Genomic DNA, 11,788 nt, shown 5'->3' with positions numbered 1-11,788 from the left:
ACGCGACGGCGCCGACGTCAGGCTCGGCGATTGATGCCATCACCGAGGATGTCGCTCGTCACTTGCCCTTCGGTGCGCGGCAGTTGAAGGCGCGGCGGAAACCGGCCGCTCGTGCATCGTCTTCCGAGCAGAACCAGCGATCCGGCTCCGTGGTCGCGGGATAGCTCGGGCAGCCCTGCAGATGGTAGATGCCGATGTTGCCGGTGACGCGGGCGCGCACCGCGAACTTGCCCTTGATGCTGCAGCCGGGTGGCATGGCCGGCGCGTCCGGAAACAGCGCGGCGCGAATCTCGCGATCGCGGTCGGCGCGGCAGGACGCGCCGAGCAGCACGCCATCCTTCTTGTCGGTGCGGAATTCGCCCGGCGCGACGAAGCATCCTTTCCAGAGACCGCTCAGCGTCTCTCTGGCGGCCGCGATGTCATCCTTGCCGCGATATTTGGCGGCGGGGTCGGCGCTCACGGCGAAGCCTGCCCGCGCCACCTGCTGGTTCAGACTCATCTTGTCGCCGTCAACCGTGCAGATGCCGATCCGGCGCGTCTTCAGCGGCTTGTCAGGACCGAGATCGTCGCAGCGCACCGAGCGGCCGCCGATCAGCCTGGTGAGCTGCTCGCGCGCTTCGACCCCGCAGTTCCAGGAATCGGCATGATCGTCGATGCAGAGCTGATCGACCTCGGGGGCATCGATGCCGTCGAGCCGGAAGACGCTGTCGCCGAGCTGGATGGTGTCGCCGCTCCGGACGACGGCGCTTGCCGCCGTCGCCGGGCTGGTTGCGCCCGACACCACGGCGATGACCATCAAAGTCCGAGATATCGTGGTCGATATCCGCATGCCCCACTCCTTGCCCGTGCACGGCGCAGTCCTAGCACCCCGGACATTGGATGATCAATTTGTGCGTTGCGACTGCAGGATCTCCTCGTGGTGATGTTGGTCTTGTGTCGCTCAACGCAGAGCGCCATGAGCCTGCTGCATTCAAACGGCGACAGAATTGTTAACGAATCCGTCTAAGAAGAGCGCCTGCGGATCGATCACCTGATCCGCCTGCGGAGAGAGACAATGCACACCGACGATCGCTCGGCCATGCGCGCGAAGTTCGCGCCGCCGACCGAAGCGCCACGACATTCTGGAGTGTCGCGACGAAGCCTGCTGGCGACAGCCGCACTCCTGATCACGACGTCGGGTGCGACTGCCAAAGTCGTCACCAAGGTGCTGCCCTGGCGCCCCAACGAAGCCTATCCGGTCACGCCGGTGGTGCCGGGCGGCTGGCTGTTCTTCACGGCCGATGAAGCGGCGGTGGTCGATGCCATCGTCGATCGCCTGATTCCGGCGGACGAGCTTGGTCCAGGCGCCAAGGAGTCCGGGGTCACCACCTTCATCGATCGCCAGCTCACCGGCCCCTATGGCGGGCATGACTGGCTCTACATGACGGGACCATTTCCGGCGAATCCGCTGCCGACGCAGGGTCTGCAATCGCCGCTCACGCCACGCCAGCAATATCGCCAGGGGCTGGCGGCGCTCGCGGCCTACTGCAAGGCCAATTTCGGCGGGCGCGGCTTCGTCGATCTGTCTGCCGACGAAAAAGACAAGCTGCTGGCCGGCATGGAGAAGGGCGACATCAAGTTCGAAGGTTTTGCCAGCCGCATGCTGTTCAATGCCGTCCACGCCAACACGATGGAAGGATTCTTCGCCGACCCGATCTACGGCGGCAACAAGGACATGGCCGGCTGGAAGCTGATCGGCTTTCCCGGCGTGCGCTACGACTTCCGCGACGTGATCGACAATCCGAACAAGCCATACACGCTGCCGCCGGTGAGCCTGCAGGGCCAGCCCGCCTGGGGAGTACGCTGATGACCCGTCGTCTGCCACGCAAGGATGCCGTCATCGTCGGGCTCGGCTGGACCGGCTCGATCATGGCGCTCGAACTCGCCCGCTCCGGGCTGGACGTGGTCGCGATCGAGCGCGGCCCCTGGCGCGACACCGCCACCGACTTCAACATCGGCACGGCGCCCGACGAGCTGCGTTATGCGGTGCGTCACGACATCTTCCTGCGCACGCGGCAGGAAACGCTGACGATGCGCAACAACTCGTCGCAGACCGCGTTGCCGATCCGCCGCTGGGGCAGCTTCCTGCCGGGCAACGGTGTCGGTGGTGCGGGCTCGCACTGGAACGGCCAGACCTGGCGTTTCCTGCCCGACGATTTCCGTTTGCGCAGCCACATGGTCGAGCGCTACGGCGAAGGCATCATGCCGGAGGGCCATCAGATCCAGGACTGGCCGATGAGCTATGACGAGCTCGAGCCGTTCTACGACAAGTTCGAATATGTCGCGGGGATCTCGGGCAAGGCCGGCAACATCAAGGGACAGGTCCAGCCGGGCGGCAATCCGTTCGAGGGCGCGCGTGAGCGCGACTATCCGACGCCGCCGATGAAGCAGGGCTATTCGCAGGAGCTGTTCACGAAGGCGGCGAAGGAGATGGGGCTGCACCCGTTCCCGCGACCGTCGGCCAACCTGTCGGCTGCCTATACCAACCCCTATGGCTGCAGCATGGCGCCGTGCACCTATTGCGGCTTCTGCGAGCGTTTCGGCTGCTCCAACTATTCGAAGTCGTCGCCGCAGACCTGCGTGCTGCCGGCGCTGGTGCGCGAGCCCAATTTCGAAGCCCGGACCGAATGCGAGGTCACGAAGGTCCAGCTGTCGCGCGACGGGAAAACAGCGACGGGCGTCGTCTATGTCGACGCCAATGGCGAGGAATGGGAGCAGCCGGCCGACCTGGTCCTGCTGTGCGCCTACGGCCTGTTCAACGTCCGGCTGATGCTGCTGTCGGGGATCGGCAAGCCCTACGACGCCAGCACCGGCGAGGGTGTCGTCGGACGCAACTACGCCTACCAGACCGGCTCGGGGGCGACCGCGTTCTTCGACAACGTCAACTTCAATCCGTTCGCCGCGGCCGGCTCGCTCGGCGCCGCGCTGGACGACTACAACAGCGATAATTTCGATCACGGACCGCACGGCTTCGTCGGCGGCGCGTCGATCACCAACGCCTATACCAACGGTCGTCCGATCCAGTACCGCCCGACGCCGCGGGGCACGCCGAATTGGGGCTCGGCCTGGAAGAAGGCGGTGCGCGAGACCTATCAGCGCGTCACCAATGTCGGCGCGCAGGGCAGCGTGATGAGCTACCGCGCCAACTATCTCGACCTCGATCCGACCTACAAGGATCAGCTCGGCCGTCCCCTGATGCGCATGACGTTCGACTTCCAGCCGAACGAGATCAAGATGGCCAACTGGATGGCCGAGCGGTGCGAGGCGATCGCCAAGGCGATGGGCGCGAAGACGACCCAGATCAACCGCCTCAACACGCCATGGAACGTCGTGCCCTACCAGAGCACGCACAACACCGGCGGCACGGTGGCCGGCACCGATCCCAAGACCAGCGTGCTCAACCGCTATCTGCAGTCGTGGGACGTGCCGAACGTGTTCGTGATGGGCGCATCGACCTTCCCGCAGAACGCCGGCTACAACCCGACCGGCACGGTGGGAGCGCTGACCTATTGGGCGCTCGACGCCATCCAGAAGAAGTACCTGAAATCACCTGGAGCACTGGTGCAGCAATGAGCGCGATCGTGAAGACCACCAGGACCGGGCAGGCGCGCGGGCTGCGCTCCCTGCTGGCGCTCGGGCTGCTCGCCGTCGGCGGACCCGCGCTCGCCGATTCCGACAACTACGTCGAGATCATGCGCGGCAGGGCGCTGGCCACCGCGGGCGACTGCGTCGCCTGTCACACCGCGCCGGGCGGCACGCCGTTCGCAGGCGGGCTCGCGCTGCAGACGCCGTTCGGCGCCATCATGACGCCCAACCTCACGCCGGATATCGCGACCGGCATCGGCAGCTGGAGCGCGGACGATTTCGCCCGCGCCATGCATGAGGGCAAGCGCCCGAACGGCACGCGGCTCTATCCCGCGTTTCCCTATCCCTCCTACACCAAGGTGACGCGCGCGGATGCCGACGCGATCTACGCGTATCTGCGCTCGCTCGAGCCGGTGTCGAACACGGTCAACCGCAACACGTTGCCGTTTCCGTTCAATATCCGCGCCTCGATGGGGGTCTGGAACGGGCTGTTCTTCACCGCCGGCGAATTCAAACCCGATCCCGCGAAGTCGGAGGAGTACAATCGCGGCGGCTACCTGGTCGAAGGTCTCGGCCATTGCGGCGTCTGCCACACGCCGATGAACGCCCTCGGCGCCAACAAGTCCGACCACCATCTTGAAGGCGGCGTGGTCGACAACTGGACGGCGCCGAACATCACCAATGACGCCCAGGCCGGCCTCGGCAAATGGACGGTCGATGAGGTCGTGCAATATCTGAAGGTCGGGCAGGCGCGCGGCGTGCTCGCCTCCGGTCCGATGAAGGACGTGGTGGAGAACTCGACGTCCAAGATGGCGGACGCCGACCTCAAGGCGATGGCGGTCTATCTGAAGACGCGCGGCGCTGCCGGTTCGCCGGCACCCGGCGCGCTGGCCGCCAACGACAGCCGCATGAAGATCGGCGAGGCGATCTTTGTCGACACCTGCGCCGCCTGCCACGTCCGCAGCGGCGAGGGCATCCCGCACGTCTTCCCCAAGCTGGCCGGTGCGACCATCGCGACGCAGGACGATCCGGCATCGCTGATTCACATCGTCATCACCGGCGGGCAGGGGGCGGCGACTGCAACCCATCCGACCGCGCCGGCGATGCCGTCGTTCGGCTTCCGGCTCAGCGACGAGCAGATCGCAGCAGTCGTGACCTATGTCCGCAACAGCTGGGGCAACGCGGCGGCCCCGGTGACCGCGGACGCCGTGAAGGCCATTCGCGGAAAGGTGAGCGGGGCGGCGGATTAGCGGTCCCGGGCTTCGCCTTGCGCAGGCGAGGCTTGCTACCCATCTGACGTGGCAAAGGAAATCTTGCCATGTTGGACTTTACCTCCAATCTCGCCGGCGACGAGCTGTCGCCGGCGCAGGCGTCTCGTGCCGCTCCGGTCGATGATCAGGCGCTGCTCGACGCCTATTCCAATGCCGTCATCGATGTCACCGAGCGCGTCGGCCCGGCGGTCGTGCGCGTCGAGACCGGCCCCAAAGCCGGCTCGACCGCAGGCTCGCGGGCGGAGCGCGGCGGGCTGGGCTCCGGGATCGTCATCTCGCCGGACGGCCTCGTGCTGACCAACAGCCATGTGGTCGGGACGTCGAAGACCATCCGGCTGCGCGACATCGAGGGCGTCGTCACCGACGCGCAGGTGCTCGGCGTCGATCCCGACACCGATCTGGCGCTGCTGCGCGCCAACCATGCCCGCGAGCTGCGCTACGCCACGCTCGGCAACTCCAAGCGCCTGCGCCGCGGCCAGCTCGTGGTCGCGATCGGCAACCCGCTCGGCTTCGAATCGACGGTCACGGCCGGCGTCGTCTCCGCGCTCGGCCGCTCGATCCGTTCGGTGTCCGGGCGCATGATCGAGGACGTGATCCAGACCGACGCGGCGCTCAACCCCGGCAATTCCGGCGGCGCGCTGGTGTCGTCGGCCGCCGAGGTGATCGGCATCAACACCGCCATCATCCAGGGCGCGCAGGGCATCTGCTTTGCGGTGGCCAGCAACACCGCGCAGTTCGTGCTGTCGGAGATCATCCGCCACGGCTATGTCCGCCGCGCCTATATCGGCGTCTCCGGGCAGACCGCGCCGGTGCCGCGCCGGCATGCGGTGCTGGCCGGCGTCGAGAACAAGATGGGCGCGCTCTTGATGCAGATCGAGCCGGACGGCCCGGCCGCGCGGGCCGGCCTGCTGCCGGGCGACGTCGTGATCAGGCTCGACGGCGTCGACATCAACGGCGTCGACGATCTGATCCGCGTGCTCGACCGCGACCGCATCGACCGCACGCTCGCAATGGACGTGCTGCGGCTCGGCCGCCTGCGCGGCATCGACATCCACCCGGTGGAGCGCAAGCCGGCCACGCGGCAAGCGGCGTCGTGATGTCGACAGACAGGGTGGGCAAAGGCGGGACGCGGCAACGCCGCGTCGCGACGTGCCCACCATGTGCATCGCGCGTGCAATGGGGGCACGGCGCACCGTTCTTTCGTCATGGGTCGAGACAGCACGGCTGCGCGCCTTTGCCCACGGACTGAATGAGATCTCTCAGCGTTGCACTGAGCGATGCAGCGCCCTCTCCCCTTGCGGGAGAGGGCATCTCCGGCCCATCCACCCACGCGGTTGGGTGAGGGGTAGCTCTCCGCGAGCAACGGTCGTCGAGGCATACCCCTCACCCAACTGAGCTTGCCGCGCCTTCCTGCATGCCCTCTCCCGCAAGGGGAGAGGGCACATTCATGTTCAGCGCGCCTCATCTTCCGATCGTCCAAGCGCAATGATGAAGAATCCTCATGGCTGCGACGGCAGCGTCGCCCGCTTTCGTCCGATTCACATCTCAAACAGCACGGAACATGTCATCGCACTCTCGCGGCGCATCGCGCCCGAGTCGTGCATCGCATGTGTCCCTCGCAACAATGCAGAGGGCGCAGGGAATGCCGGGTGAAGGCCTCACCCATGGCCCGCCTGCGAAAAAAATGCAGGCGGCAGGTACCACAGGTGCTGCCGTAACCGGCATTCCCTGCGCGATGGTCTTCACGCTTATACGCAGTCTCCCTGGTGCGCCGGGCTTGTTGGCCACCATTCGCGACAATGCTTGCGCATTGCGCGGGACACCAGCATCGGGGTGTCAGGACGCTGCGACTTCACGTCCGCAAGCGATCGTTCGTCCGCGCCCTCGTGAGAAGACGCTGCGATCTCTCGCGGCCATCGCTCCCCGCCTCGCGTGTCGTGACGATCGCGCGCAACGCCCCTCGGCATGAGGCGGGATGCGCAGAGACAATCATAATTTCCGAAAAAGCGCAAGAAGTTTATTTTTTTCAGAATTGCAAGGAGAGGCTCGATCAGCCCGTGTCGGGCGAGGCGTTGCCGGTGGATGATCCGCTTGAGCTCACAAGCGCCAATGTTCCTCAACAATCGCGTCCGGTTCAGGTCAGGAAAGCGGGTGCATTTAGGGTGGACCTCGGGGCTGCGCAGATCAAAACTGCCCGCGGACCCAGCAGTGCAGACTTCCGATAGAGCCGGGCATCCCGCTTCGGGTCCGAAGTAGTCTTCCAGCGCTCCGGCCACTTACTTCCGGTCGAGCCTGGAGAGCAGACATTCTTCCAGCGCAATGGGAAGGTCCGGGCCCAGAAGTGGAAGTCTGCATTAAGTACGCCACGCATTCTCGGACCTCGCAGAGCAATCGTAGGGTACAATTGTCGAGGACGCGAGTGTCTGTCAAAATGAGTACGCAACGGATGGCCTTGCAGATCCTACTTCTGCTCCTTGTTCCTTATGCGATGCCGTTGCTTATGCCATCGTGGCGGTGGCTGCTCGCGTACACTATGGCAGTCGCCTTGCTCGTCACCCTCTACTTCACCGCCTGGTATTATGCTTTGATGGCAACACCAACGCGGACCGGATTGGAGGGTATCGGCTTGGCTCTTGTCCTGTCAGCTGCGATTTCTACTGCAATAGGCGCGATTGTGCGAGTGGTGACGCTCGTAGCAAAGGAGCGCTCCGTTGTTATCGGCATCAGCATTCTCGGTGCAATACTTCTACCTTTTGCAGTTCTAGTCTGGGCCAATCGGTAGGCGATCTACCACGCCCCTTCCGCGTCGGGCGAATGACCGCAACGGGTCTTGGTTGTGTAAAAAAGTCAAAAGCGGCCTGTCGGCCCTTCGATTGCCGGCCCGATCATACCCCGTGATCGGATCCCCGGCGCAAGCCAAAAGGTCCGAAATGGGCCAGTAGACGGCATCATGGGCTAGGCAGGAAATTACAGAGAGCGCCTCGCCCTACCGGACACCGCCAAGGCTGACGAAAATGACAAACCACTCGACCCCAGACCTGAATATCGAGTGTTACCGTGGACGTTGGCCCGATCCTGACGTGCCCCATACGAGCCGACTTGGCTCTACTACGAGATCGACACCGTAGCGGATGTTGTCTTGCGCACAGTCAACGTCTTCGCTGACGGTCGCATTGAGCGCAACAGCATCGCACTCGAGGAGCGGAAGGGGGACCGATGCCCTTCGCTCGTAGAAGGTCCGTTCATCGAGACCGCGCGCAGCATTCCGCTCGGTCTCATTACGGCCCTTGAGTTCGAAGAGGTCTGGCAGCGAGGGACGGACACGCCGTTCTGGTTCCCGGATGACTTTCCGAAAACCGTCCAATTTTGACAAGCGGCCGATCGGCGTCCCGGACGCCTGCTTCCGGTTAAGCATCAGAAGCAGACCTCGCCGCGAGCCGGCGGCCGGGTTGGTAACGGGGCCAGAAGCAGACATACGTGGGGGGGCGACGGCACCGCGGTTCGTCTGTCAGCCCCCGGGGCCGTCCTTCATGATGTAGCCCATCAGGTCGTCCACGTTGTGCTCCAAATCCCGGATGATGTTCTTGACGACGTCTCCGATCGAGATCACGCCCACGACCTTGCCCGCGTCCAGCACTGGCAGATGGCGAAAACTGCGCTGAGCCATCATCGCCATGCAACCGTCCAGCGGGTGGTCCGGCTTGACCGTCACCGGGTCGCGCGTCATCACTTGGCCCACCGGCGTCTGCTTCGCATCGAGCCCGGGCAGCAGCACTTTGATGGCGCAGTCACCCTGGGTCACGATACCGACCAGCGCGTCGTCGTCGATGACCAGCACCGACCGGACCCGGTTGTCGCGCATCTGGCGCAAGGCTTCGACGACCATGTCGCCGGAACGAACATGGATCAGGGCACCACTCTTCTGGGCCAGAGCGCTTCTTACTGTGCTCATCGATCTCCTCTCCGTCCTGTCCTGCCCCGCCTTGATGGTCCGCATTGAAGCATAGTCGAAATATCTTGCCTCGCCAGCACGCCGATGCAGTGCGCCTGCCCGTTGACCGAAGTCGGTTGAGGGTCAAAAGCAGAGATCGGCGGACGTTTCTCGAAACATCGGCTTCGGGCCGATAGCAGAAATCGCTGGGGCGAGGCCAACTAGCCTTGAACGGCGGCGCATGGATGCGCAGCAGCGCGAGCGTTGCATGCATTGGCCGCCCAAGAAATGAGCCGCTTCCTTCGAGAAGTCCGCTGCCCAGCGACCGGGCAGTTGTAAGCCGCCCTTTCAAGTCATTGAATTAGTTCTGACTTCGTCCGGCCGGGGGCGTGGCCGGCGATTGTACACAATGGCATAGCGCTTGCTTTGTCTGTTGCGACGCATTCTCGCGGGGAGGCAAGCGGTGGCCATGGCGAACTCACCTGCGGCGGAAATCAGGGCCGAGCCGGAGCCGATCGCGCTCGACTGGTCCGCAACCGCGCTGGTCATCATCGACATGCAGCGCGACTTCATGGAGCCCGGCGGCTTCGGCGAGACGCTCGGCAATGACGTGTCGCAGCTCGCGCGCGCCGTCGAGCCAATCGCGAAAGTGCTGGCAACAGCCCGCAGGATGGGCATGCTCGTCGTGCACACGCGCGAGGGCCACGAGCCGGATCTGTCCGACGCGCCGCCGGCCAAGGTCGAGCGCGGCGCGCCGAGCTTGCGCATCGGCGATCCCGGCCCGATGGGGCGCATCCTGATCCGCGGCGAGCCCGGGCATGACATCATTCCCGCGCTCTATCCCATCGACGGCGAGGTCGTGATCGACAAGCCGGGCAAGGGCGCGTTCTACGCCACCGAGCTCGGCGACGTGCTGAAGACGCACGGGATCGAAAACCTGCTGGTGTGCGGCGTGACCACCGAGGTCTGCGTCAACACCACGGTGCGCGAGGCCAACGACCGCGGCTATCGCTGCGTCGTCATATCAGACGGCTGCGCGTCCTACTTCCCGGAATTCCACGAGATGGGCCTGAGGATGATCAAGGCCCAGGGCGGCATTTTCGGCTGGGTTGCGCCATCCGCCGCGGTTCTCGAGGCCATGAGTTCTTAGTCGTGAGTTCTTAGTCGTGAGTTCGGAGACGTTGAACGCTTAGTCACAAGGGGAGCAAGGCGATGAGCGGAAGCGGGACGGCAAGCTCGGTCAAGGCGGATTTCAAGCCGGTGCTCTGGACACCCGGAGACTGGAACGCATTTTTCGGTTTCGGCACCAACATTCTCGTCAACATGCTCGTCCTCACCGGGCTGTTGCGCTTCGTCCTGAAGATGCCCGACAGCCTTGTGTTCGGTCGCATCCTGCCGGCGCTCGGCCTGATGATGTGCCTGTCGACGTTCTACTACGCGTTTCTCGCCTATCGACTCGCACAGAGGACCGGGCGCACCGACGTCTGCGCGCTGCCGTCGGGCGTCAGCGTCCCGCACATGTTCATCGTCACCTTCGTGATCATGCTGCCGATCACGCTCAAGACGGGTGATCCGCTGAAGGGCTGGTCGGCCGGCCTGGTCTGGGTGTTCTTCCAGAGCTTCATCCTGATGATCGGCGGCTTCATCGCGCCCTATATCCGCAAGATCACGCCGCGCGCGGCGCTGCTCGGCACGCTCGCGGGCGTCTCCGTGACCTTCATCTCGATGCGGCCGGCGCTCGAGATGTACATGACGCCGCAGATCGGCCTGGTGTGCTTCGCGATCATCCTGGTCAGCTGGTTCGGCGGCGTGAAATATCCGAAGGGTCTGCCGGCGGGGCTCGTCGCCATCGCGGTCGGCATGATCATCGCCTGGGGCTCGAACCTGTTCGGCCTCGGCCTCGGCGGTCTCAGCGTCAAGGGCGTCGGTGATGCCTTTGCCAGCTTCGGCTTCTCGGTGCCGCTGCCGGCCGTGGGCACGGTGTTCTCCGGCTTCGAATATCTCGGCATCATTCTGGTGACGGCCATTCCGTTCGGCATCTACGACCTCGTCGAGGCCATGGACAATGTCGAGAGCGCGGAAGCCGCCGGCGACGAATATCCGACCACGCGGGTGCTGACCGCCGACGGCGTCGTCAGCCTGATCGGCTGCATGATGGGCAACCCCTTCATCAACGCGGTCTATATCGGCCATCCCGGCTGGAAGGCGATGGGCGGTCGCATCGGCTATTCCGCCGCGACGGGCCTCATGGTGGTGGTGCTGTCGTGGTTCGGCATCATCTCGGTGCTGCTGGCGCTGGTGCCGGTGGTCGCGATCTCGCCGATCCTGCTCTACATCGGCATGCTGATCGGCGCGCAGGCGTTCCAGACCACGCCGGTCAAGCATGCCCCCGCGATCGTGCTGGCGTTCACGCCGCATCTGGCGGCGTGGGGCAAGCTGCAGATCGACACCATGCTGGGATCGACCATATCAGCGGCGCAAACCGTCGGCGGTCTTGCCGCGGACAAGGTCGATGCGGTCAAGTCGGCTGCCATCGCGTCCTTGCCGCAGCAGGGCGTGCTCTATCACGGGCTGGAGGTGATGGGTGGCGGCTCGATCCTGGCCGGCCTCGTGCTCGGCGCGATCGGCGTGTTCGTGATCGAACGCGACTTCGCCAAGGCGGCCGCCTTCGCACTCGCCGGCGCTGTGATGACCTATTTCGGCTTCATGCACGGTGAAGCCGTCGGCATCGGCGGCGGCTTCGGCGTCACGCCTGCGGTAGCGCTGGCCTATGTCGTGGTCGCGGGCGGACTGTTTGCGCTGGGACGGCTCGGGATGTCGGAGAGCTACGTCCCGGAAGCGGACATGCATGCGGCTCCGGCGGAGTAGTCTCACATCCATCCTGACGATCAGAACCGGCGGCCTCGTCCGCCGGTTCTGCTTTTGAGCGTCAGACGGCGGGACGATGCCGGCGCCCGCGCGC

At 64.9% G+C, this 11,788-nt stretch carries 10 protein-coding genes; 8 read left to right on the top strand and 2 right to left on the bottom strand.

Annotated features, from left to right (window positions below; genetic code table 11):
- Positions 1–58 precede the first annotated feature (58 nt).
- Positions 59–829, bottom strand: coding sequence for a thermonuclease family protein (locus tag LQG66_RS12365; RefSeq protein ID WP_231326493.1), 771 nt, complete (start codon positions 827–829; stop codon positions 59–61).
- A 225-nt stretch (positions 830–1,054) separates the two neighbouring features.
- Here LQG66_RS12365 and LQG66_RS12360 point away from each other — a divergent pair, with 225 nt between their 5' ends.
- From LQG66_RS12360 to LQG66_RS12335, 6 genes are all read left to right on the top strand, one after another.
- On the top strand, positions 1,055–1,846 hold the full coding sequence (locus LQG66_RS12360) for a gluconate 2-dehydrogenase subunit 3 family protein (RefSeq protein WP_231326492.1): 792 nt from the start codon (positions 1,055–1,057) through the stop codon (positions 1,844–1,846).
- Positions 1,846–3,612, top strand: coding sequence for a GMC family oxidoreductase (locus tag LQG66_RS12355; RefSeq protein ID WP_231326491.1), 1,767 nt, complete (start codon positions 1,846–1,848; stop codon positions 3,610–3,612). The genes LQG66_RS12360 and LQG66_RS12355 overlap by 1 nt, the downstream gene beginning before the upstream one ends.
- Entirely contained in the window at positions 3,609–4,874 is a 1,266-nt protein-coding gene (locus LQG66_RS12350; RefSeq protein WP_231326490.1) for a cytochrome c, read from the top strand. Before LQG66_RS12355 ends, LQG66_RS12350 begins: the two co-directional genes overlap by 4 nt.
- A 68-nt stretch (positions 4,875–4,942) precedes the next feature.
- The gene (locus LQG66_RS12345; RefSeq protein ID WP_231326489.1) at positions 4,943–5,992 is read left to right on the top strand and encodes a S1C family serine protease; all 1,050 of its coding nucleotides are present in this window, start codon (positions 4,943–4,945) and stop codon (positions 5,990–5,992) included.
- Positions 5,993–7,341: 1,349 nt separating this feature from the next.
- On the top strand, positions 7,342–7,677 hold the full coding sequence (locus LQG66_RS12340; protein ID WP_231326488.1) for a hypothetical protein: 336 nt from the start codon (positions 7,342–7,344) through the stop codon (positions 7,675–7,677).
- 357 nt (positions 7,678–8,034) lie between these two features.
- The gene (locus tag LQG66_RS12335; protein WP_231326487.1) at positions 8,035–8,265 is read left to right on the top strand and encodes a hypothetical protein; all 231 of its coding nucleotides are present in this window, start codon (positions 8,035–8,037) and stop codon (positions 8,263–8,265) included.
- Positions 8,266–8,403: 138 nt separating this feature from the next.
- Here LQG66_RS12335 and LQG66_RS12330 read toward each other — a convergent pair whose 3' ends face one another.
- On the bottom strand, positions 8,404–8,892 hold the full coding sequence (locus LQG66_RS12330; RefSeq protein WP_231326486.1) for a CBS domain-containing protein: 489 nt from the start codon (positions 8,890–8,892) through the stop codon (positions 8,404–8,406).
- A 403-nt stretch (positions 8,893–9,295) separates the two neighbouring features.
- On the opposite strand from LQG66_RS12330, the gene LQG66_RS12325 reads away from it, so the two are divergent.
- Both LQG66_RS12325 and LQG66_RS12320 read left to right on the top strand, forming a co-directional pair.
- Complete coding sequence (locus LQG66_RS12325; RefSeq protein ID WP_231326485.1) at positions 9,296–9,976, top strand: cysteine hydrolase family protein; 681 nt, start codon at positions 9,296–9,298, stop codon at positions 9,974–9,976.
- 62 nt (positions 9,977–10,038) lie between these two features.
- Positions 10,039–11,694, top strand: a complete 1,656-nt coding sequence (locus LQG66_RS12320; protein WP_231326484.1) for a regulator — start codon at positions 10,039–10,041, stop codon at positions 11,692–11,694.
- Positions 11,695–11,788 lie beyond the last annotated feature (94 nt).

It is taken from the genome of Bradyrhizobium ontarionense, assembly GCF_021088345.1.
GTDB classification, from domain to species: Bacteria; Pseudomonadota; Alphaproteobacteria; order Rhizobiales; family Xanthobacteraceae; genus Bradyrhizobium; species Bradyrhizobium ontarionense.
This window is presented reverse-complemented; position numbering and strand designations above follow the sequence as displayed.

Excerpts from the sequence above, each read along its gene's own strand:
- LQG66_RS12365 (WP_231326493.1), bottom strand. The coding sequence starts at position 829 with ATGCGGATATCGACCACGATATCTCGGACTTTGATGGTCATCGCCGTG.
- LQG66_RS12360 (WP_231326492.1), top strand. The coding sequence starts at position 1,055 with ATGCACACCGACGATCGCTCGGCCATGCGCGCGAAGTTCGCGCCGCCG.
- LQG66_RS12355 (WP_231326491.1), top strand. The coding sequence starts at position 1,846 with ATGACCCGTCGTCTGCCACGCAAGGATGCCGTCATCGTCGGGCTCGGC.
- LQG66_RS12350 (WP_231326490.1), top strand. The coding sequence starts at position 3,609 with ATGAGCGCGATCGTGAAGACCACCAGGACCGGGCAGGCGCGCGGGCTG.
- LQG66_RS12345 (WP_231326489.1), top strand. The coding sequence starts at position 4,943 with ATGTTGGACTTTACCTCCAATCTCGCCGGCGACGAGCTGTCGCCGGCG.
- LQG66_RS12340 (WP_231326488.1), top strand. The coding sequence starts at position 7,342 with ATGGCCTTGCAGATCCTACTTCTGCTCCTTGTTCCTTATGCGATGCCG.
- LQG66_RS12330 (WP_231326486.1), bottom strand. The coding sequence starts at position 8,892 with ATGCGGACCATCAAGGCGGGGCAGGACAGGACGGAGAGGAGATCGATG.
- LQG66_RS12325 (WP_231326485.1), top strand. The coding sequence starts at position 9,296 with ATGGCGAACTCACCTGCGGCGGAAATCAGGGCCGAGCCGGAGCCGATC.
- LQG66_RS12320 (WP_231326484.1), top strand. The coding sequence starts at position 10,039 with ATGAGCGGAAGCGGGACGGCAAGCTCGGTCAAGGCGGATTTCAAGCCG.